The 22,758-nt window shown below is 42.7% G+C and carries 19 protein-coding genes and 1 pseudogene; 17 read left to right on the top strand and 3 right to left on the bottom strand.

Going from position 1 to position 22,758, the window contains the following annotated elements:
* The 11 genes from AC6CHU_RS08685 to AC6CHU_RS08635 all read left to right on the top strand — a co-directional run bounded on the left by AC6CHU_RS08685 (position 1) and on the right by AC6CHU_RS08635 (position 14,668).
* Positions 1 to 1,569: a SagB family peptide dehydrogenase gene (locus AC6CHU_RS08685; RefSeq protein WP_498121258.1), complete on the top strand. Its 1,569-nt coding sequence runs from the start codon at positions 1 to 3 to the stop codon at positions 1,567 to 1,569.
* A gap of 578 nt (positions 1,570 to 2,147) precedes the next feature.
* Positions 2,148 to 3,146: a hydroxyectoine utilization dehydratase EutB gene (eutB, locus tag AC6CHU_RS08680; RefSeq protein WP_159863007.1), complete on the top strand. Its 999-nt coding sequence runs from the start codon at positions 2,148 to 2,150 to the stop codon at positions 3,144 to 3,146.
* A 186-nt stretch (positions 3,147 to 3,332) separates the two neighbouring features.
* The gene (locus tag AC6CHU_RS08675; RefSeq protein WP_498121254.1) at positions 3,333 to 5,045 is read left to right on the top strand and encodes a PucR family transcriptional regulator; all 1,713 of its coding nucleotides are present in this window, start codon (positions 3,333 to 3,335) and stop codon (positions 5,043 to 5,045) included.
* Positions 5,046 to 5,262: 217 nt separating this feature from the next.
* Positions 5,263 to 6,450 (top strand): M24 family metallopeptidase, encoded by a 1,188-nt coding sequence (locus AC6CHU_RS08670; protein ID WP_159863009.1) that lies wholly within the window; start codon positions 5,263 to 5,265, stop codon positions 6,448 to 6,450.
* A 16-nt stretch (positions 6,451 to 6,466) separates the two neighbouring features.
* Positions 6,467 to 7,474: a cyclodeaminase gene (locus AC6CHU_RS08665; protein WP_498121251.1), complete on the top strand. Its 1,008-nt coding sequence runs from the start codon at positions 6,467 to 6,469 to the stop codon at positions 7,472 to 7,474.
* 11 nt (positions 7,475 to 7,485) lie between these two features.
* The gene (locus AC6CHU_RS08660) at positions 7,486 to 8,688 is read left to right on the top strand and encodes a cystathionine gamma-synthase family protein (protein ID WP_251284206.1); all 1,203 of its coding nucleotides are present in this window, start codon (positions 7,486 to 7,488) and stop codon (positions 8,686 to 8,688) included.
* Between the two features lie 29 nt (positions 8,689 to 8,717).
* The gene (locus AC6CHU_RS08655; RefSeq protein WP_251284207.1) at positions 8,718 to 9,965 is read left to right on the top strand and encodes a M20 metallopeptidase family protein; all 1,248 of its coding nucleotides are present in this window, start codon (positions 8,718 to 8,720) and stop codon (positions 9,963 to 9,965) included.
* On the top strand, positions 9,955 to 11,010 hold the full coding sequence (locus AC6CHU_RS08650; protein ID WP_498121247.1) for a homoserine dehydrogenase: 1,056 nt from the start codon (positions 9,955 to 9,957) through the stop codon (positions 11,008 to 11,010). The genes AC6CHU_RS08655 and AC6CHU_RS08650 overlap by 11 nt, the downstream gene beginning before the upstream one ends.
* Before the next feature lie 21 nt (positions 11,011 to 11,031).
* Positions 11,032 to 12,474, top strand: coding sequence for an aldehyde dehydrogenase family protein (locus AC6CHU_RS08645; protein ID WP_159863014.1), 1,443 nt, complete (start codon positions 11,032 to 11,034; stop codon positions 12,472 to 12,474).
* 243 nt (positions 12,475 to 12,717) lie between these two features.
* Positions 12,718 to 14,262 carry a BCCT family transporter gene (locus tag AC6CHU_RS08640; RefSeq protein ID WP_159863015.1) on the top strand — a complete coding sequence of 515 codons (1,545 nt, stop codon included), beginning with the start codon at positions 12,718 to 12,720 and terminating at the stop codon, positions 14,260 to 14,262.
* A gap of 202 nt (positions 14,263 to 14,464) precedes the next feature.
* Positions 14,465 to 14,668 carry a hypothetical protein gene (locus AC6CHU_RS08635; protein WP_498121238.1) on the top strand — a complete coding sequence of 68 codons (204 nt, stop codon included), beginning with the start codon at positions 14,465 to 14,467 and terminating at the stop codon, positions 14,666 to 14,668.
* 52 nt (positions 14,669 to 14,720) lie between these two features.
* On the opposite strand, the gene shc is transcribed toward AC6CHU_RS08635, so the two are convergent.
* A complete protein-coding gene (gene shc, locus AC6CHU_RS08630; protein ID WP_498121236.1) occupies positions 14,721 to 16,562 on the bottom strand; it encodes a squalene--hopene cyclase in 1,842 nt (613 codons plus the stop codon).
* 130 nt (positions 16,563 to 16,692) lie between these two features.
* Here shc and AC6CHU_RS08625 point away from each other — a divergent pair, with 130 nt between their 5' ends.
* From AC6CHU_RS08625 to AC6CHU_RS08610, 4 genes and pseudogenes are all read left to right on the top strand, one after another.
* Entirely contained in the window at positions 16,693 to 17,781 is a 1,089-nt protein-coding gene (locus AC6CHU_RS08625; RefSeq protein ID WP_498121232.1) for a DUF2515 family protein, read from the top strand.
* A 16-nt stretch (positions 17,782 to 17,797) separates the two neighbouring features.
* Positions 17,798 to 18,157 (top strand): CBO0543 family protein, encoded by a 360-nt coding sequence (locus AC6CHU_RS08620; RefSeq protein ID WP_498121230.1) that lies wholly within the window; start codon positions 17,798 to 17,800, stop codon positions 18,155 to 18,157.
* 166 nt (positions 18,158 to 18,323) lie between these two features.
* A pseudogene (locus AC6CHU_RS08615) lies at positions 18,324 to 19,103 on the top strand (hypothetical protein); the annotation flags it as partial.
* 621 nt (positions 19,104 to 19,724) lie between these two features.
* Complete coding sequence (locus AC6CHU_RS08610) at positions 19,725 to 20,150, top strand: CBO0543 family protein (protein ID WP_285870378.1); 426 nt, start codon at positions 19,725 to 19,727, stop codon at positions 20,148 to 20,150.
* Here the strand turns inward: AC6CHU_RS08610 and AC6CHU_RS08605 are convergent.
* Entirely contained in the window at positions 20,147 to 20,374 is a 228-nt protein-coding gene (locus AC6CHU_RS08605) for a hypothetical protein (protein ID WP_251284213.1), read from the bottom strand. The two genes, AC6CHU_RS08610 and AC6CHU_RS08605, sit on opposite strands and share 4 nt — an antisense overlap.
* A gap of 387 nt (positions 20,375 to 20,761) precedes the next feature.
* On the opposite strand from AC6CHU_RS08605, the gene AC6CHU_RS08600 reads away from it, so the two are divergent.
* On the top strand, positions 20,762 to 20,950 hold the full coding sequence (locus tag AC6CHU_RS08600; protein ID WP_159863043.1) for a hypothetical protein: 189 nt from the start codon (positions 20,762 to 20,764) through the stop codon (positions 20,948 to 20,950).
* Between the two features lie 469 nt (positions 20,951 to 21,419).
* Here the strand turns inward: AC6CHU_RS08600 and AC6CHU_RS08595 are convergent, their stop codons facing one another.
* The gene (locus AC6CHU_RS08595) at positions 21,420 to 21,905 is read right to left on the bottom strand and encodes a hypothetical protein (RefSeq protein ID WP_498121226.1); all 486 of its coding nucleotides are present in this window, start codon (positions 21,903 to 21,905) and stop codon (positions 21,420 to 21,422) included.
* A 495-nt stretch (positions 21,906 to 22,400) separates the two neighbouring features.
* On the opposite strand from AC6CHU_RS08595, the gene AC6CHU_RS08590 reads away from it, so the two are divergent.
* Complete coding sequence (locus AC6CHU_RS08590) at positions 22,401 to 22,547, top strand: hypothetical protein (RefSeq protein ID WP_201306485.1); 147 nt, start codon at positions 22,401 to 22,403, stop codon at positions 22,545 to 22,547.
* Positions 22,548 to 22,758: the final 211 nt, after the last annotated feature.

The following is a 22,758-nucleotide window of genomic DNA, read 5'->3' as shown; positions in this document are numbered from 1 at the left end:
ATGAATCCAGATACATTTCTGCACAATTTGCATTTTGATATTGACGGAATAACCCCGCCAGATTGGGAAGTGGATTGGGAAGATGCGCCACTGGCCTATAAGCTTTACCGGGGCTTGCCGGCTGTCCCGCTGTCATTAGAGGTTCCCCTTTCTCTAAAAGAATGGGAAGCACCGGCAAAGCCTGATCGCAGGAGAATCGGAAATTTTCTCTGGTACACATTTGGTCTCAATCAATTTTCCCAGTCTGTCTCCCCATTCAGTTCGGAGGAGCATTGGGATATTATGCAGTCGTTACGGCGCTCTGTGCCTTCTGGCGGAGCGCTGTATCCTAATGAACTATATTTGTTTCTGAAACTGGAGGATTTACCAGAGGGGATCTATCACTATGATGTGCTGCACCACCGCCTGGTGCTGCTGAGAAAGGGTAATTTCGATTCCTATATGGCCCGTGTCCTTGGCGGACGGTGTGATGTGTCTTCCTGTTTTGGGACTGTTTTCGTGACGACCATGTTCTGGAAAAATTACTTTAAATACAATAACTTTGCTTACCGTCTGCAGGGCCTGGATGCCGGGGGAGTGATTGGACAGTTAATAGAGGTTTCAAAGAGGTTCGGTTTTGCAGCGGGAGTTTACTTCCAATTTCTTGATCGCGCCCTTAACCATCTCCTTGGACTGTCTGAAGACGAGGAGAGCGTATATGCTGCAATTCCGCTGTCTGTTGAACCGACCGGCTGGGCAAGCGCGAGAAGCAGGAGTGAAATAACAACTGCCTCTGAATTATGCGAGGAAATAACCCCGATTCGGACTAAAAACTTAGTCAGATCTAAAAAGATAAAAGATTACCAGATGTTAACCAGCATCAATAAAGCGTCCATGCAGGAATCCACTAATTCGTTTAGTCAAATCATGCCTCCAGAGTCACACAGTGAGGGACGGCCTGTGACTCTTCCTCCTGTAAACAGGATATCGTATGATTTGGCGTCGGTCTGCCGGGAGCGATTTTCACCGGATATGGATTTCGCTTCAGGGAGGGTTAGCCGGGAGCAGCTTGCTGCCCTGCTTCAGGAGGCGGCCGAATCGTACCTATATCGAAACGACTTAGATATGGCAATTGAAAAGCGCGCGTCACGCGTAACTATATATATGTGTTTGAATCATGTTGAGGGAATTCCGGATGGAGCCTATTATTATGACAGCGATGCCCATTCGCTTAGGGAGATTAGTCCCGGAGACCATCGGCTTGCGCTGCAAACCGGAATGCCTGCAGGCAATGTGAATCTGTTTCAAGTCCCGCTATGCTTTCATATAGCAGGGGATAAAGCTTACCATAAAGCAGAATTGGGCTGTAGAGGCTATCGCATTCAGCAAATGGAAGCTGGAATGCTTATGCAGCGATTACTTATTGCAGCGACAGCGCTAGGGATGGGCGGACATCCGCTCCTCGGGTTTGATGCGAAGATAAGTGATGTAATTTACAATTTGGAAACACAGGGAAAAACGAGCCTTATCCAAATCCCGATTGGCTTCTACCGGGCCCGTCCGTGGCTGAGGGGGAATTTAATTAGCTAGATTAGAAGATGATGGTGACTGAAGATTGGCGGCCATAATGAGGAGTGAAGAAGTAATATTGTTGTTAATAGAGTAAAAATGGACGTTAAAGTTTTTGATTAACGACCAATTTTTTTAGTACAGAAGGAAAATCGTCGTTAATGAAGATGATTAACGCCCGAAAATCACGGAGCATAGTAAAAAGGGTCGTAAAAGTCTCTGATTAACGACCATTTTGTGTAGAGGAGAAGGGAAATCTTCGTTAATGGAGATGAATAACTCCAAAAATCATAGAGCATTGTTAAAATGGTCGTTAAATCCCCTGATTAACGACCATTTTGTGTAGAGGAGAAGAAAAATCGTCGCTATTGTAGTTGATTAACTTCTAAAAAGCACAAAGCGAAGAAAATGGTCGTTAAAGAGAATTGGCATAGAGAAACGTCACACTATATCAAATGGTATAAAAAAGGAACAATATTTCCGCCAAGTCAAAACTGTATGAAAAAATCCCCCTCTTTATTAGCACTTTGGACAATTGAATTTTCTGAAATATCGAACTACTATTAGAACCAAGCAATTCTTTTATGGAGGGGAACAAAATGATCTCAAGTTCAGTAAAGGGAAGAACAGATATTTCCATTCGTGATATTTGGGAAGCAAAGAAACGGATTTCTTCGCTGGTCTATAAGACTCCACTGATTCAATCGGCTATCCTGTCTGAGAAATTGGGCCGCAGGGTATTTTTGAAGCTGGAGAATGTGCATGAAATTGGCGCCTTTAAGGTCAGAGGGGCGGCGAATAAAATTTTGAGTTTGAGTCCTGAAGCGAGAGAACGGGGAGTTGCTACCTATTCGACAGGGAACCATGGTATGGCTGTTGCATATGTAGCGAAAAAACTTGGTATTGAGGCCGTTGTATGTATATCTAACCGTGTTCCAAAAGCGAAGGTTGATTCTTTAAAAAGGCTGGGAGCCAAAATCGAAATCTACGGTGACAGCCAGGATGCCGCCGGGGAACGATGCTTTGAATTGGAGAGGACGGAAGGGCTGACGGTGATTCAGCCGTTCGATGATCCCCATGTGATTGCCGGACAGGGAACGATTGGGCTGGAAATACTGGAGGAGCTTCCGAATGTAACGGATGTGATTGTTCCCCTTTCAGGCGGCGGGCTTCTTTCAGGGGTTGGACTCGCAGTAAAATCAAATGATAGTGAGATAAGGGTTTCCGGCGTTTGCATGGAAAAATCGGCTGTCATGTATGAGAGTTTAAAAGCAGGAAAACCGGTAGTGCTTGAGGAGAGTGAGACTCTTGCTGACAGCTTGCTGGGCGGAATCGGTCTTGATAACAGCTACACCTTCCGAATGGTGCAAGAATACATGGATAATGTTTATCTGATTCCTGAAGAAGAGATTGCCTACAGCATGGCTTTTATGATGGATAAGCACAGAATGATTATGGAGGGAGCGGCAGCAACCGGAGTAGCAGCGGTTTTAGGCGGGAAAATTCCCCGGCAGGAGGGGGATGTTGCTGTCATCATTAGCGGGCATAATGTGGATCTTTCTGTCATTCAGCAGATCATTCAAGATTATTCATCGTGAGTGAATCATCTTGAAGGTCAGATTTTCCTTTAACTGTCAATATGGAAATATACTTAAAATATTATAGTAATAAAGTAATAATTAGAAAAGTGTGAAATTTTTAGTGGACGTCTCTTTCTGAATATGGTTACCTATAATTAAAGTCTTCTATCATTTTAATCTTAAGGTGTTCAGAGGGGAGCCAACATGAGATTAACAGTTAGTGATGTACTTCAAAACCAGATACTTAATGGTGCTAAGATTATTACCGGTAAAGAATATGCTGAAAAACGGCATATCCAATGGGTTTCAGCGATCGAAATGCCCGTGGAAAACTTTGTCCGGAAAAATGAAGCGGTATTGACGACAGGGATCGGCTGCGGTACCGATATTGAAACGTTCAAAAGGTTTGTACAGGATGTTATTGATTCTGATGCTTCGGCCCTGATGGTTGCGCTGGGAAGATACATTTTCGATATTCCCAGTGAAGTGGTTGAGCTCGCTGAAAAGAATAATTTTATTATTATTGAACTTCCGTGGGAAATCCGTTTTTCCAGTATTATCGAATTGGTCATGAAAGAGATCAATGACATCGAATATAAAGAGCGAAAAAAATCAGAAAAGGTACAGCAGGAGCTTCTCCAGCTTATCTTAAAAGATACCAATCTGAAAGAAATCTCAAAATTCGTGGAAAAACATATCGGGTATCCTATCGTCATTACAGACCGATCCGGAACCCTTCATGAAAAAAGCATCCACACACAATCCTTTATAAAGGAGTGGAAAAAGTATGTCCTGCAAGGAATCTTGCCAACAAGGGCAGAAAACACTTTCCTAAAAGGGGACCCTATGTTTCAGAAGTTCCAAATGATTCAGGTGGAAAACCGCATTGTATATCAAATTCCGGTTCTCCAGGTAGCCGGCAATCCACAAGGTTATATTTTTGTGTTAGTTCCGAGTTCCGAATCAATCGAATCCTTTCTCACTCTCTTTCGGGTTAACGTGTTAGAGCATACGGCCACGACGATTGCTCTTTGGCTTTCAAGGAGAAATGCCATTGAAGAGACAAAAATGCGCCTGCGCAGCGATTTTGTCCATGAGCTGTCTAAAGGCGAATTCCTATCACTTGAACAAGCTGATACAAGGGCAAAGTTGCTGGGGTATAATCTTAAACTCCCATATGTGTGTATTGTCGGGTATCCGGAAAATATGGAACTATTATTTCAAAAACGCAAGCAGGACTATGATTCCTATGAACATTGGCTTGTAAGCATGATTCAATATATCGAAGAAGAAATCTACTATGCTGCACAGTCTCTTAAAAAGGACATATTGATGACCTATCAGGGGGACCAGCTTGTCATATTTCTGGAAATACCTGGGGTGAAGGAAAATGAAAACGCTACAAATTTCCTTGATCTGGTGGAACGGCGCCTCGGAAATCTGCTTCCTGAAGTAGTCATATCCTGGGGCATCGGCAATGCGTTTGAAGGCATTTCAGGATTTGGGGAAAGCTTTCGCCATGCCGGCACTGCTTTAAGCATCGGGCGGAGGAAAAAGGGCGCCGGCCATCGGATGCTGTATGAGCAGACAAGAGTGGACAGGGTTCTATTAAATTTGGCCGGCAATAAAGAAATGGAAGAAATTATTATGTCAACGATTGAACCTCTTGTACAATATGACGAGCAGCGGCATATGGATCTGATTGGCACGTTCATCGCCTATAATCAATTTCATGGGAATGTAAGCCAGACAGCAAGATCATTGAATCTTCACCGGCAGTCTCTGCTGTACCGGTTAAGGAAGATAGAATCTTTAACGGGCTTATCCCTTATTGATCCGGATGATTTATTTCTTTTAGATCTGAGCATAAAGATTTGGAAAATAGGAGAGCATGCCGAAATGGCAGGACAATATTAATGAATATGAAAAAACTGCGGCAAATCAATAGGGGTTTTCCGCAGTTTTTTGTTTTGCGTTGTATTCGGAAAATTTATAACCTTTCAATAATTTGACTGAAATAAAAATTGAATTTTCATACAATATTGCAGATGATAGTTTTCCGGTACTGACCCTATAATGAACCTACAAACGAAATATCTGAATTTTACCCGGTTTGGTAGGAGGGAGAGCCACCATGTCATTTGGAACAGCAGAGTATAAAACAAGAATCTTGAAAACGAAAGAAAAAATGGCAGCAGAAGGGATCGAGGTATTGCTTATTACCGACCCCGCTAATATGAATTATTTATCCGGCTACGACGGATGGTCCTTCTACGTTCATCAAATGCTTGTCATCATTATTGATGAGGATCAGCCGATCTGGATTGGCAGGGGCCAGGACGCAAACGGAGCTAAGGTAACGACCTGGCTCTATCATGAGAATATCATCCCGTACCCTGACGATTATGTACAATCTGAAACGAAGCATCCAATGGATTTTGTGGCCGAAATTTTAAAGCAAATCGGACAGCAAAATCGTTCCATTGGTGTTGAGATGGATAACTATTATTTCACGGCAAAGTGCTATGAGCAGCTGAAAAACGGGCTTCCCAATGCCCGTTTCCGGGATGCATCTCTCTTGGTCAACTGGGTCCGCATTATAAAATCCGATACAGAGATCGAGTATATGAAGAAAGCAGCCAAAATTGTGGAGAGCACAATGGCAGCGGGAATTGAGCTGGTGAATGAAGGTGTAAGGGAATGTGATGTGGCAGCAAAAATCTTTCATACTCAAATAACAGGCACAGAAGAATTCGGAGGGGATTACCCGGCCATCATGCCTCTTCTTCCATCCGGAGAGAGAACTTCCACACCGCACTTAACCTGGACGGACCGGCGTTATAAATCAGGCGAGCTTGTGATCCTGGAACTGGCCGGGTGCTATAAGCGCTACCATTCCCCGCTTGCCAGAACCGTTCATATCGGCCAGCCATCAGACGAAATCAAGGCACTTTCAGAAGTGGTTGTCGAAGGATTGAATGCTTGTCTGGATATGATCAAGCCAGGGATTGCCTGCGAGGAAATTGAGGACGCATGGAAAAAAACGATTGAAAAAAGCGGCATTATCAAGGAATCGCGTCTTGGCTATTCGATGGGTCTGAATTATCCACCTGATTGGGGCGAGCATACAGCGAGCATCCGCAAAGGGGATAAAACGATCCTTCAGCCGAATATGACATTCCATTTAATCCCGGGTATCTGGCTAGATCAATACGGATTCGAAGCAAGTGAATCGTTCAGGGTAACCGAAACGGGATGCGAAACATTCGCAACGCTCCCAAGGGATTTATTTATTAAAGAAGCATCACTTTCAAAAATTTAGGGGGTGAAGCCGAGAGATGCTTATTTTTTCAGAACAGGAATTAAAACAGTATGTGCAGCTGAACAAAGAAGCAATCAGCATTGTAGAAGCAGGATTTACGAAGCTTGCAGAAGATGAAGTTGTCATGCCCCCGATTATGCGGGTGGATGTGCACGACCAAAATGGTGAAGTGGATGTCAAAACCGCTTATGTTAAAGGGGAAGACATGTTTGCGATCAAAGTATCTTCCGGATTTTTCAATAACTATAAACTGGGACTTCCAAGCGGAAATGGACTGATGCTTTTGGTCAGCACTCAAACAGGCATTCCGCAGGCAATCCTTTTGGATAATGGCTATTTGACCGAGGTGCGGACCGCTGCAGCGGGAGCGATTGCTGCAAAGTATCTAACCAGAAAGAACATTGAAACGGTTGGCGTGATAGGAGCAGGAAGTCAGGCGAGGTTTCAGGTAAGGGCGCTCAATCTGGTGCGTGATTTTAAAAAGATTCTGGTCTATTCCAGGTCAGATGATCGTTCCAGAAAGTATGCAAGTGACATGTCCGCTGAATTAGGGGTTGAGGTCCAAGTCGCCGAGAGTCCCGAATATTTAGTCCGAAATAGTGATACGGTCATTACGACGACGCCGGCAGCAGAACCGGTGATCAAAGCGGAATGGCTTCATCCCGGACTTCATATTACGGCTATGGGATCAGATGCTGAACATAAACAGGAGCTGGAAGCAGAAGTCCTAGCTCGTGCGAATAAGCTTGTCTGCGATGCAAAAAAGCAATGTGCCAGACTTGGAGAATTGCATCATGCCCTGGACAAAGGAGTATTAACGAATGAATCGCAGGTTATTGAACTGGGTCAATTAACATCCGGAAAGGTAAACGGCCGGATCAATGACGAGGAGATTACGGTTTGTGATTTAACCGGTACTGGAGTCCAGGATACTGTTATTGCCCTGTTTGCCTATAGTGAGCTGGTCAAGCGGGACATCGGCTTGAAGATTGAGAACAAAGAATTGGCATTAAAAAATAGATAAGGAGTGATCGTATGGTAAAAGAAAACGTTCAGGCAGGTACAAAAGCGGTATGGGCTGGGGAAAAGGAATATTTGGTGCATGGAGCTACCCAGGTGCCGGTCGTACTCAGTGTGGCATATGGCTATGATGACATGGATGAGTGGTATGATGTAGCGATTGGAAAGAAAAAAGGCCATATTTACGGAAGAAATACAAATCCAACGGTCCAGTCATTTGAAGATAAAGTAAAAATCCTCGAAGGTGCCGAAGCAGCAACAAGCTTCTCGACAGGCATGGCTGCCATCAGCAATACATTATCGACATTTTTGGTGCCGGGAGACCGCATTGTATCCATGAAGGACACTTATGGCGGAACGAACAAGATTTTCACAGAATTCCTGCCGCGCCAGCAAATCGATGTGGTACTTTGCGAAACGGGGAATCACGAGCAGATTGAGGAAGAAGTGGCAAAAGGCTGTAAAATTCTTTACTTGGAAACACCGACGAATCCAACGGTTAAAATCACGGATATCGAACGGATGGCAAAAGCAGGACACGAAGCCGGTGCGATCGTCATTGTCGATAATACGTTTGCAACGCCAATGAATCAGAACCCTATTAAACTTGGTGTCGATCTGGTTATCCACAGTGCTACAAAATTCCTTGGCGGGCATGCCGATGCACTTGGCGGAGTCGTTTGCGGGCCTCATGATTTAGTAGAAAAAATCTATCATTATCGCGAAATCAACGGCGCCACAATGGATCCGATGGCAGCTTATTTGATGATCCGCGGAATGAAAACGCTTCACCTCCGCGTCCGCCAGCAATGTAAAAATGCGATGGCGCTCGCCAAATACCTGCAGACAAAAGATATGGTGGAATCGGTTTATTACCCGGGACTGGAAACACATCCAAACCATCATATTGCCAAAAAGCAAATGAAGGATTTTGGCGGGATGCTCAGCTTTGCTGTTAAAGGCGGAGTCGATACTGTCCGTGACCTGCTGCCAAAATTGCAATTCGCTAACCGCGCTGCAAACTTAGGTGCTGTTGAAACAACAGTAGGGCCGGCCCGAACAACAAGCCATGTGGAATGTACCCCTGAGGAGCGTGCTGCTGTCGGCATTCCGGAAGGATTAATCCGCGTCTCCTGCGGGATTGAAGAAATTGAGGATATCATTGCAGACTTTGAGCAGGCATTCAGCCATGCAGAAAGTGTTTTGCAAGTAAAGTAGATTACTAGTTCCAATTGAGGTGAGAGAGGATGTCAGATCATCATCCTACGTTTGAGCAAGCGAATAAACTGGCTGGCCGTCTCGCAGAATGGCGCCGTCATCTTCATCAGCATCCCGAACTCAGCTTTCAGGAGTTCGGGACCTCCCGCTTTGTTGCGGATGTGCTAAAGGAAATAGGCGGAATCGAAGTAGAAACAGGAGTTGGCCTTGAAACAGGAGTGGCAGGCACTTTGACCTCGGGGGATGGTCCAGTCATTGCCTTAAGGGCAGATATGGATGCCTTGCCGATTACGGAGGAAAATAGAACAGGCTATGCATCCAAAACAGAGGGTGTGATGCATGCATGCGGACACGATGCACACACCTCCATTCTACTCGGAGCAGCTTCCATCCTTTCTGACCAATTTAAAAAGGGTGAATTGAAAGGGACGGTTAAATTCATTTTCCAGCCGGCTGAGGAAAGTACGGACGATCATGGACTTTCCGGTTCACCATATATGATCGCTGCAGGGGCTTATGACCAGGCTGATGCGGCCCTTGCCCTTCATGTCTGCCCGTGGCTTCCAGTCGGGGAAGTCCAAATCAGCGATGGCTACAGCATGGCTAATGTGGACGTTTTTGAAGTGAAAATTCATGGCACAGGAGGCCATGGAGCTTATCCGGAGCTTGGCACAGATCCTATTTGGATGCTTGGGCCGGTTATGCAGGCGCTGTATGGAATTACGGCAAGGAGAGTCTCAGCGCTGGATGCTGCCGTTATCAGCATAGGCCAAATCCATGCAGGTACAGCAAGCAATATCATCCCAACTGAGGCAGTTATTCAAGGCACCATTCGGAGCTATACACCGGAAGTCCGTGATTTATTGGCATCTGAAATAAAGAAAGCGCTTTCTATTGTGGGGCATCTGGGAGGTACCTTTTCCCTGAGCATCCAAAGAGGGGAGCCGGCTTTAAAAAATCATCCTGCCGTCAATGAATGGATAACCGACGCCATTAAACAGACGTATCCAGGCATGGGAATTACAAGGCGCCCATTTGGACTTGGCGGAGAAGATTTTGGCTATGTGACTGAAAAAATACCGGGATCGATGTTTTTCCTTGGTTGTGCATCAAGAGAGGGAGGACAGCGCGATCTTCATACTCCGATTTTTGATTTGGATGAAGCCTGTTTGCCGATTGGGACAGCCATTTTGGCACAAACAGCAGGCCTATTTTTAAAAAAGAAACCGAAAATACGAGGAGACCAGAATGTGGAGGTGGAAATGCTTGGCACATAAATTGGCGTTTATAGGATTTGGGGTTGTTGGCCAGGGCTTGGCGGAAATTCTCCGTGATAAAAAGCAGAACCTGAAACAGAACGAAGGATTTGAAGCTGAAATCGTGGCTATTTCCGATTTGATGAAAGGGTCGATCTACCATCCGGGCGGCCTGGATATCGATACCGTTTTGCAAGTAGTGCAGGAAACCGGAAGTTTGGAAAATTATCCGGAAACACCGGGGCTGATCAGGGGATGGGACAGCATCCGAACAATCCGGGAAACGAATGCAGATACGGTTGTCGAGGTTTCCTATACAGATGTCAAAACCGGACAGCCGGCCATAGACCATTGCAAGGCTGCTTTTGAAAAAGGAAAAAATGTGGTGATGACCAATAAAGGTCCTGTTGCCCTTGCGTACCAGGAGCTGTCCCAGCTGGCAGAAAAACATCATGTCCAATGGGGATTTGAGGGCACGGTCATGAGCGGCACACCAGCATTACGAATGCCGGCAGCTACTCTCGCCGGGAATGACATTACGGAAATCCGCGGCATATTGAACGGGACAACCAACTACATTCTGACCAAAATGGAACAGGAGGGCGTTTCGTATGAAGCGGCTTTAAAAGAGGCACAAGAGCTCGGCTATGCGGAGGCAGACCCTGTCAGCGATGTAGAGGGCTATGATGCCAGATATAAAATTGTCATTCTCGCAAACCATGTCATGAACGCGCCTTTATCAGTCGGGGAAGTGGAGTGCCAGGGCATTACAGGCATAACGCTGAACGATATTGAAAAGGCGAAAGCAGAAGGGAAGTCCTGGAAGCTCATTGCAAAAGCCAAAAAGGAAAACGGAAAGGTGATTGCCTCCATCGCTCCTGAGAAGCTGGATGCTGCAGATCCTTTGGCTTCCATTGGAGGAGCTGTCAATGCCATTACGTATCAATGTGATCTATTGGGCACAGTCACCTTAAGTGGTGCAGGAGCTGGGAAAATAGAGACAGGATTCTCCTTATTGATTGACTTAATTTCCATTCATCGGCAAAGGCAGCTTGTTTCAATCTAATACGGAAAGGCGGTAATAAGCATGACCACTCAATTAACCGGACAAAGAATGTTTCTCGCAGGCGAATGGACGGCAGGCAAAAGATTAATTGAAGTTCGTGATCCTCAGGATAACAGCATTATTGATACGGTACCTGCAGCTTCGAAGGAAGATATGCTGAATTGTATTGAAGAAGCGAAAAAGGGAGCGAAAATTGCGGCTTCCCTGCCGGTTCACCAGCGCATGGCGATTATTAATCGGGCTGCAGACTACATTGAAGCCAAAAAAGAAAAATACGCCCGAACGATTGCAAGGGAAGGAAGCAAAACCATTCGGGAAGCTTCAAAAGAAGTGGATAGAGCCATCCAGACCTTCCGGATCAGTGCAGAAGAAGCAAGAAGAATTCATGGAGAAACCATTCCGTTTGACCAGATGCCCGGGAGTGAAAACCGCCTGGGATACTACCGCCGTTTCCCGATTGGTATTATAGGCGCCATTACACCTTTTAACGATCCATTAAATTTGGTAGCGCATAAAGTGGGTCCTGCCATTGCTTCCGGGAATGCCATTATCGTAAAGCCCGCTACTGTGACACCACTCAGCGCCCTTTTAATCGCTGAAGCCTTTGAAAGTGCCGGATTGCCTCCTAAAGTGTTATCCGTCATCACGGGGCATGGAAGCGAAGTTGGGGATGCGCTTGTGACCCATCCTGCCGTGCGCATGATTACCTTTACGGGAGGACTGGATGCCGGGGAACAAATTACCCGGAAAGCGGGATTGAAAAAAATCAGCATGGAGCTGGGGTCCAATTCGCCTGTTATTGTCCTTGAGGATGCTGACTTGGAGGATGCTGTGGAATCAACGGTTTCGGGAGCATTTTGGGCAGCCGGGCAAAATTGCCTCGGTGTCCAGAGAGTGTACATCCAGGATTCCGTATATGAGGCTTTTCAGCAGGCATTCGTTGCCAGGACCAATCAATATCGCGTAGGGGATAAGCAATCAGAACAGACAGATATGGGGCCGCTCATTACGGAAAAAGAGGCTGTTCGTGTGGAAAAGATGGTTAATGAAGCTGTTGAAAAAGGAGCAGTCATCTTAACAGGCGGGAAGAGAAGCGGGGCATTCTACTCACCTGCCGTTCTCGCAAATGTACCGGAGAATTGCACCATTGCAAAAGAAGAAATTTTTGGTCCGGTTGTACTTTTATACAAAGTATCGTCTCTTGACGAAGCAATCAATAAATCGAATGACATAAATTATGGCTTGCAGGCCGGAATATTTACAAAGGATATTGAAAAAGCACATAAAGCCATAGCCCAAATGGATGTAGGCGGAATCATGATCAATGACAGCAGCGATTACCGAATTGATGCGATGCCATTTGGCGGTGTGAAAAATTCCGGGTTAGGCAGGGAAGGAATCAAATTTTCCATCCAGGAGATGACAGAACCGAAAGTAGTCTGCTTTAAATTAGCAAACGCTTAACAGTTTAATAATTCATAATACAAGACAGCTGTCAGGCTGCCTGAATAGGGGTGAGGAAGAACCATCCGGATGCTCCGGGGGTCTTCCTTTCTTATTAGATAGCTGAAGTCATACTTTATGTCATTCAACACCATTCCTAAGCCTCTGAGGTGCGGACAGGCTTAAAGGAAAAACTCTATCAAACTCGCAGGCACACAGGTACCAGTGTCAAATAAAGGATAGATTAATAAGGAGGATTTTATTTTGAAGAAAAACGGGGACCGAGCTTCATATAACAATCCAGTCTTTAAAATCTCAGCGATCATCGTCGGACTTTTTACGATTTGGGGAGCTTTTTCACCTGATAGCCTTGCTAAAAATGCTTCTCTCGTTTTTAACTATACAAGTAAATCATTTGGATGGCTTTATTTATTCAGTGTAGCTCTTTTTGTTTTCTTTTGTTTATACCTTGCTTTTAGTAAATTTGGAAACATAAAACTTGGGCCGGAGGGAGAAAAAGCGGAATACTCCTTATTTGCCTGGATCAGCATGCTGTTCAGCGCAGGTTTCGGGGTAGGAATTGTCTTCTGGGGTGTAGCAGAGCCGCTTTCTCACTTTTCCACGCCGCCGCTTCCAGGAGTAGAGCCGCAATCGGCAGAAGCCGCGCGGGTAGCTATGCGCTATTCCTTTTTTAACTGGGGCATCCATCAATGGTCTGTCTTTGCCGTAGTCGGACTGGCTCTTGCTTATTACCAATACCGTCATAAAAGAAAGGTGCTTGTAGGTGAAGTATTAAGCGCCAATCAGCCCCAAAAAAGAAAAAGGCTTAAGACAGCAGTGAATATACTGGCGGTTATTGCGACAGTAACAGGGATTGCGACTTCGATGGGAATGGGCGTCCTGCAGATTAATGGCGGCTTGAACTATGTCTTCTCAATCCCGAACAATCCGCTGATGCAAATCGGCATTGTAGGCATCATGCTTGTCCTTTATCTTGTTTCAGCGACAACCGGTATTGATAAAGGCATTAAGATTCTGAGTAATACTAACATGTTTTTGGTTATTGCTTTAATGGTGATCTTCCTGTTCAGCGGCCCTACTGTATTCATATTTGAAAGCTTTGTTCTGGCCATTGGCGATTACATCCAGCATTTTGTTGAAATGAGCTTCTATTTGACCCCGTACACTGGTGATGCGTGGGTTCAGGATTGGACCATTTTTTATTGGGCATGGGTGATTGCCTGGTCTCCATTCGTCGGTTCCTTTGTTGCCAGGATTTCAAAGGGAAGAACGATCAGGGAATTTGTTATAGGCGTCATGATTGTCCCTCCAGCTATCGGTTTTGTATGGATGGCCATTTTCGGAGGAACCGGATTGTACATGGATTTATTCCAGGGTACCGCCATATCAGAAGCCGTTTCAAAAGATGTGACAACTGCCATTTTCGTTCTGCTGAAAGAATTTCCATTATATTCACTAATGTCAGTGATTATGCTTGTCCTTATTGTTATTTTCCTTGTTACTTCAGCGGACTCGGCTGTTTTCGTTCTGGGGATGATGACCTCAGATGGAGATTTGAATCCATCTAACATGGTTAAAGTGATTTGGGGAGTCTTAATGGCTGGCATTACCGCCGTATTAATTGCGAGCAGCGGATTAAAAGGGCTGCAAACGGCCTCCCTGGTCACCGCTCTACCTTTTACCATCATACTGGGCATTATTAGCGTTTCACTGTATAAATCATTGTCCAGGGAGACGAAAGAGATACAAAAACAAGCTGAATCGGTTCCTCTGAAGAAAGCACAGTAATAATTTCTCAAGAGGGACTGAACAATAAAATCGCTATTCTTTTTGTCATGTTATGGAAAGGATAGCATTTTTTTTAGATTCAAAAACTTTAAATGGAAAAGAGGAAAGGGATATTCATAATATACGGTGAAATATAAATATAGATTGTGCGGAGTTGCAAAAAATAGTTTTGCTCTAAACTGTATAAAATGGGGGGCTAAAAATGAAAAGAATGTGCAATCAGTGTCAAACTGAAATGATAGCAGATTGCAGAGCAACTGTTGAATCTGACATGGCTGGAATTAAAATTAGTCAAAAGCGTAAAGGGCTTTTTAAAAATGTCTCCGCAAAGACGAAAGCTGCTGTCTGCCCGAATTGCGGCAATGTTTCTTTCTATGTTGAGGATTATCAAATATTTATTAACTAATTTTAAAACACTCAGAGTCTATAACTCTGAGTGTTTTAATTTCAGCGGGCGGTTACTGACCAAACTTCCTCTGATAATGAGCCAAAGCAATCAGCGGAAAGATATATCGGTAGCTATGATAATGAATGTAAAAACTTCCGGCCATAGCCTGCCCTTTTGGATAGTCTGTCGTCCAATCTTTTTTTTCAATATTGCTAAGCAAATACTGAATTCCCCTTTGAATCTGTTCAGTTGGCTGATTTTCAGCTGCAATGAGGGCATCCACCGCCCATGCCGTGTCGGTGAGGGTACTTTTATTCAAAGGTACGTATGACTTCTGGCTGTCGCTCAGGCACGATTCCCCCCAGCCGCCATCCTCGTTTTGTATTTTTTTCAGCCAGTCTATAGCCTTCCTGACAGAAGGATGGCTGGAGTAGCCTGTTGCTGAAAGCCCTGTTACTGAGGCCCATGTGCCATAAATATAGCAAATGCCCCATCTGCCATACCAGGAGCCATCTTGTTCCTGATGATCAAACAGCCAGTTAACTGCATTTTTCATCAGCGGGTCGTCAGCTGGGAGATTCGTATAATTCCCCAAAAATTCAAGTGTCCTCCCGGTCAAATCTGCTGAGGTTGGGTCGCCAAACATGTATTCACCCTTTTCAATTGGAAGGAAATCGAGCCATGGATTTTCGGTATTTCGCTCAAACGAAGGCCATCCGCCATCATCATTCTGCATGGATAAGAGCCACTGAATGCCGCGGTCCCAGGCACTCTGGTATTCGGAACTTTTCTCGGCACCTCCGGCGATTGCCCGTAATGAAGCAGTGGTATCATCGACATCAGGATTAAGCGTGTTGACATCGGAAAATCCCCATCCGCCAGGCTGTCCATGGGGGTTATGAATGGCCCAGTCCCCATACTTAGTATGCTGGCGCTTCAGCAAATAAGAGTTTGCCCTCTTTACTGCCGGGTCATCTGGCGTGACACCTGCTAATTGAAGAGCAGTGCTGATTAGAGATGTGTTCCAAACACTGGCGTCTGTGTACTGCATATGAGGGTGGGCGTCTATATCTGCCTGAAACGATTTCAGCCCCTCAACTGCATTCCTGATAACAGGCTCATCCTTGGAATAACCAATAGAAAGAAGCGCAAAAATCATTAAAAAGGTAGAGCTGAAATAACTATAGAAGGTCCCATCCGGCTCTATGCGCTGGAGCATATATTCCTTTGCCCGGTCCATTGCCAATGAGTGAAGATGTTCAGGAAGCCCTAAAAGCCCTTCAATGCCTTCTTTGATGAGGGATAAAAACGATCGGTATTCCGGCAGAATGTCCCACTGGGCTCTTGTTAACAGCAGGTCTGAAAGGTCAGGGCTGTTTTTTGCTCTGATGCTGAATTTCTTTTCAGAAAGAATCAGAATGGGGGCCAGATTCACACGCCCATACACCGAAAATTGATAAAAGTTGAAAGGGAAGGACAGGGGCAAAAGCATAATTTCAACGGGAAGCGGAAAGTCATCAGGCCATGGGTACTGCCCCGTAATGGATAGCATGATTTTGGTAAAAATATTGGCTTTCTCCATTCCGCCATGCTCCCGTATAAACTTCCTGGCTGCCTGCATTCTTTTATCTTCCTTCCCGATATAACCTGAAGACAGCAGTCCATAATAAGCCTCCAGCGTAGCATTTGCATTTCCAGCCGGCTCATCATGGAAAAGCTTCCAGGAGCCATTATCTTCCTGCATGCTCAGAATTCTTGAAGCCAGCCCCCGAATTAATTTTTCATCATGTATCTCCAATGTCCTTAATAAAATGATCATATAAGCGTCTGTCACAATGCCGGTCTCAAAGGGATATTTCCATGAACCATCGGGGGACTGCTTTTTTCTTAATGCGGCGATAAGTCGTTTCATGCCAGCAGCGGTATTGGTCATTTCATGCACATTCCTCTCCGGTTAATCTATTCCTATAAATACATATTCATATCACGGTGAGAGAATTCATGGAGGAGGGATGCCTATCTTTTTTAAAAAGAAACACACAATGGGCTGGTTAAAGGAAGAATTAAAGAAAAAGGCAGCAGTAAAAAAACATATCAACCTTTCAGATGAAGAAAAGGAGATCCTGGACCAGGTAAAAAGGGAGACCATAAAATGGAACGTGAATAACGTCACCCGGACAAAAGCCTATCTTGATTTTTACCGGCAGCATCCTGAAATCCATTGGGCCTTTTTGGGCCATATGGTTTCACGCAATGGCGGCTGGAATATGACTGATTTAAAAGGGGAGCTCTTATCCCGTTTATTATCACATCGTGAAAAGGAAACCTTTTTTGCTTTTTTGGAAAGAGGGAACTGGCTCATTTTTCAAGATGCCTATCCGCAATTTTTGATATACAGGGAAAGCCTGAAGCGAAACAAGCCCTTGTTTCACCTGTTTTCATCCATTAATATCTCCGTTTTTATGGAAACAGTCTGGAGCTGTTTTTGGAGGAATCCTGATCCCTATGTACTCACCATTGCCCTTATCATCAATGAACAGAGCTATTTAGAAAAAAGGGTCATTCAAAACCCTCAATATAAACTTCAGGTATTTCAAAAACTTGAATTTAAGCTGCAGGAGCTCCTGTCCTTCAATCACATCCTTTTTCCTTATGAAAAAAAGGGGGTCATCCAGTTGAAAGGACAGACCTTAAATCATTTTGAATCGCTGCACGAACGAATTACATTAGGAAAAAGACTGTACGATGTTCTGTTTAAGGACAAAGAGGGGCTTGCATTAACGGAACAGTGGGCAAATGCCCATCCGCATACCGGCTCAAGGAAGGATTATTGGCCGCATATTTTCAATGATGTCCATGAAGGGCTGCCAGGCGAGCAATATCAGTTTCAGCTGAAGTCGTGCCAGCTCCGGCCAGGGGGAAGAAGGATTTTCAGCCCAAGCCTTGAAATTGCCTGGAAAAACGTCAGCCAGCCTGAAGCAGAGCCAGGCGACTGGTATGTAAGTGATCATGTATTGGATTATTTTGTGGAATTAGATGATTTAATAAATGGGGAGATCCGCAATGCATACTGTAAAACACTTGAAAGGCTTGAGCTCGCAGCCCTTGCCAAAAAGGCGGTCTGGAATTAAAAGCTATATGCCGGCCATGCTGCTGGCATCACTGTTAGGAACATATTTAGATTTATATTTTACCGGGAAAGGGATGTACGCTTTCCCAACGCGGCCATTCTCAGACATATTTACGATCAATATTGTATTTACCCTGGCCGTCCTGCCAATCTTTATGATTCCTTTATTAAAGATAATGGAAATCGTGAAGGGCTGGTTTCGGGGAATGTTTGTTTTGATCATAAGTCTAGCGATGGCAGCCGGAGAAAAAATGGCAGAGAGTTTCGGAATGTTCGTTCATGCTGAAAACTGGGATCATCTTTATACCTTTATAGGCTATTGCCTGTTTATTGGATTGGTCGCTTCCTTTCATGGATGGATGAATAGGAAGGGATAAAGGGTTCCGGTTATTGGTGATAGATTAATGCTTGGACACGAAGGGGTAAACATAGGGGGCTGCTCTAGCAGCTCCCTTTCTTATTGTGCGAGAGCTGCTTCACCGTATAATGTGAGTAAATTGTGGGAAGCTATCTTAAATTAATCATCATACAGGATGCTGGGCAATGGATAATTTTGAAAATGATAACACCGCAAGGTATTACAAAGCTCATGTGAGCGTTTGGGGCACCTCTCAAATTCATTTGAGAAATCCTTATATCATCGGCTGGTGGTCAGCTGCGTTCCCTGGATTTGGACATTTGCTTTTGTCAAAATTTCTTAGGGGTTATGTCTTATTTATTTGGGAAGTCCTCATTAATATTAAAGCGAATGTCAACTTAGCTATGGTTTACTCATTTCAAGGCCATATTGATATGGCGAAGGAAATTTTGGATACCAGATGGCTGCTTATGTATATTCCTGTCTACTTTTTTGCTATATGGGACAGCTATCGAACCACTGTAGATATGAACAAAGTATATATATTAGCCAAAAATGAAGGACATAGAATCAATACATTTAGTTTAGGACCAGTGGAAATTAATTATCTTGATAAAAGAAGCCCACTTATGCCCATTATGTGGTCATTATTTGTACCAGGACTTGGACAGCTCTATATACATAGAATTTTGAGAGCATTTTTTCTTATATTCTGGGTTGTGGTCTTCTTTTATCTTTCGCATGCACAGCAGGCAGTGTCTCTCTTGTTTCTTGGGAAAATCCAGGAGGCGACCTCTGTTTTAAATCCGGAATGGCTCCTATTTCTTCCATCCCACTATGGCTTTGCAACGTATGACTCCTACATAAATACAGTCGAAAATAATAAACTTTACGAAGAGGAACTAAGAAGGTATTTAACAGAACATTATCAGTCAAAGGGTCTCCAAATATTGAAAAGACAAAAAGGTGGCGTGAATAAAATGCAGTTATTTTCAACTTTTGAAAGTAACTCCTTTTTAGAATTGGCGATTTCTACACTTGAGAAAAACGGGATACGAAAGGAAGATATTTATGCTCTTCCTCTTTGTAATCGTATAGAGGCACGCAGGGTTTTTGACTCACTTCATCGCTCAGATGGCACGTCTCTCATTGATATAGGCATAGCGCTTGCAACAGCCTTTGGTGTCATTGGGGCCAGCATTGGATTCAAATTAGCATGGGGACCAATATATTGGGGACTTATCGCTGCGTTCATCGGTTTTGCAGTAGGTTTTACTATTAGAATATATACTGAAGTCATTTTGAAGAAAAAGAAGAGGCTATTAAAAGGGAAGCATTCAGAAATAATTCTTATCGTTAATTGCGAAGAACAACAATCTGAGTTAGTAAAGGACATACTGTTCAAACATTATGCAATAGGTATTGCGGCAGTCCAATGAGTTTGTGGATTGAAGTAAAAAGATTTCTTTCATTGTTTTCTGTTAAGTCTCAGACTGCAGGAATACCAAAGATATTATTATCGAAAAAAGGTGAGTGTTTTGAGACATAGGAAAGAAAAATTTATTGAAACGGCTTCCTGGGTTATTATGGTGCTGGTACTGATTAAATACGTACCAAGGAATCGCCTTAGGGAAGCAAATATAGCCTTTTTATTTAAACAAGTTATTACTTGGCTATTTGGATTAATGGTTACAGAATATAGACTTATTAGGTATCCTTACAGAATGTTCTTTAGAAGATCCACCAAATCAAGCTTTACCTTTGAGTATTTTGTCTATCCTGCTTTATGCGTTTTATTCAATCTGTATTATCCTGATAAAAAAAATTATTTGTATAAAGCTTTTCATTACTTTTGGCACACAGGCATTATTACTCTTTTAGAGCTTTACGCTTTAAAGTATACACGGTTGATTGTGTATAAAAGATGGACTTGGTATTGGACTTTTGCTACTGTATGGATTACTTATTATATTTCAAGAGTATATTACAGGTGGTTCACAAGAGAAAGCTAGGTTACGATTAGGGTAAATTTGTACTTTACCGCATTTAAATTAAGAAGGAATGTTACCTTTACCTCTGCTGACTCACAGTCCCATTCGTGTGGATAGTATCCTAATGGGGTGCAGATGATTTCCATTCCTTTTTCCTGTTCATGATCTCGTGTATGAATATGGCCAAATATATATTTTTTCACACCAAATTTCATTGCTAATTCACCGAAGTATGAACTGCTCATCGTAGCATTGAAAAAATCCCGGCTATGGTCGTCCTTTCATTTAACAAATCTAGGAAAAGGAACGAAATGTGTAACCATAATAATATTTTTCCCGTTATACGCACTTAACCATGCCTCTGACTTTTCACAATACCGCTCCGTTTCTTCATGATCCAGCCCAGGCCAATTTGCATATAGTTTGTCTGGCCAAGTGATATTGAACCATTTCTTCAGGACTTAGTAATATCCCTCCCAGGTTTTGATTTAGTTATTACCTTTCGGCAGCAAATCCTCTTCTTTAGTGGAAGACTAGCTTTTTCCCAGTAGATATAATAGAGGAAGAGGTATTTATAAAAGTTTACTATTTTTCCTGCAGTAAACATATAAAAAAGAAAGGAATGTGTGATGATGACAAAATTATCTTTTAGTGGTTTAAAATATGGAAAAAATGATGTGGAGGTAAAATTAGTGGCTGATATACAAAATGATTGGCTTGAGATCACACATACCAAAGAAGTGTCCCAAGTAATGAATAAAACTACAGGAGAATATATTCAGGTGAAACGGCATACCTTAAAATCTGAAGCTGCCTCGTAACATGAAATATCCTGCATTTTTTTACTACAAGATAACCTTACTGCCAAGGGGAAGGTGCACCACTATGTTAAATATACAGAAAATTCATAATTAAAATACAGTCTATCATATTGTGGTTTAATCTGTTTGAGATTAATACTTCAATCTTATTTTTAACAGATTCGTCTGCAGCAGTGGCTGGGCTGTATATCATTAGATGTTCTAAAATCAACTTCCTTAGATCCTCATTGATTGATTTAAAGCGTACATGAACTCAGGCTAATTCATTTTAATTGTTCCTTATATTCTCTAATTGATCCGGTCTTTTCCAAGAAAAAGCAAGTTCTTTATAATTTATATGTTTGGTGATTTTGCACCCCGAAGGCTGCATTTATAATAAATGCAGCCTATTAACTATGAAGAAATCATCCAGGGACCCCAATTTATAACAAATCCTCAGTTAAAATCAAAAAGCTATTTTTCGTAAAGTCTACAATTTAAAGTTCAATATTCCCAGGAATTCTTCTATATTTCCTTCAAATGTAAAAAAATACGGTCTGTTTTCATCATCAAAAACCATTAAATATGGATTTTCTTGACCAGAAAGTATAATAGTAACTTCATCTACAAGGCCATCAAACCATTTGTTTCTTACCTTTCTATTAGGCTCTAAAGGAATTCTTATCATAAATCCTTTATTAGGAATAGGATTGTATTTAACATAGACACCTGTTATGCCCTCAAGAAATTTCTCTGTTTCTTGTTGTACTTCAGGGTTCATTTGTAAAACTTTTATTACCTTCCCTTTATTTATATTGAATATTTGTATTTGCTGCTCTGTTTGGGCAATACCAGTTGTTGAAATTAGTTGAAAAACGAAAATACATATTAAAACCTTTTTAATCACATCAGCCACCTCAAAAGTATTGTCCCAAAAAAATAAGGTAATATCAGTAACGTATTTAGTTAAAAACAACCATCAGAAAACGCCAAAAACGGACCCCGGGCTTTATTGAATGGGGATTGGCATTTTCCTGATGAGAAATTCATTCATCATTTTGCATTTATAAAACAAAAAAGTCCCTTTATTAAAGAAAGATAACACTCTATTTACAAATTGATAAAGCTCTGATTGTTCGACATTTTTTTAATTATGGCTTGTTATAATGACATTATTTTAGAAGGAGGGGAGATGAAAACTGGTCAATTCTTAGCAGCGAGAATAAAATCCACCTATAAGAAATAAGTCCAATCATTGGGGGAGGAACCATGACAGAGATATTGCTGTATGTCGGTACATATATTTCTCTAACGATAGCCCTTGGATGGCTGATCACGGTTGCTTTTAATTTGTTTTTAAAATAAAAACCTTTATTAAAAAGCTATTAAACTCCTTTTTCTCTGCATGCACTCAGGACGATGCGGCTCATGCACATCTTTAACGAATCATATCTCCAGGGAGGAATTCGATATGTGGATATTAACACTATTTTTACAGGACCGGATCCAAATGTTTGAGTATGACAACAGGGAAGAAGCAAGAGCTGAGCTTAAGAAAGCAAGCGGATGCAAAATTCTATCTGAGATCATACATTATAGGGACTTTGAAAATAAATAACATACAACTAAATATTGGGAATTCTAAAATATGAAAAGATCTTCTCCGTTGAAGGTCTTTTTATTTGACCTTTTTTAATAAACAGATGCCTAGTTTGTTTAAGATTAATAAAACAAAATAATAATTTGTTTATAGTTCATTGACTATAATCAAACGATAGTATATTATGTTTAACATGAAGCAAACAAATATTAAATTTGTTTATATAGAT

It is taken from the genome of Cytobacillus sp. GQ23, from assembly GCF_059758675.1.
This window is presented reverse-complemented; position numbering and strand designations above follow the sequence as displayed.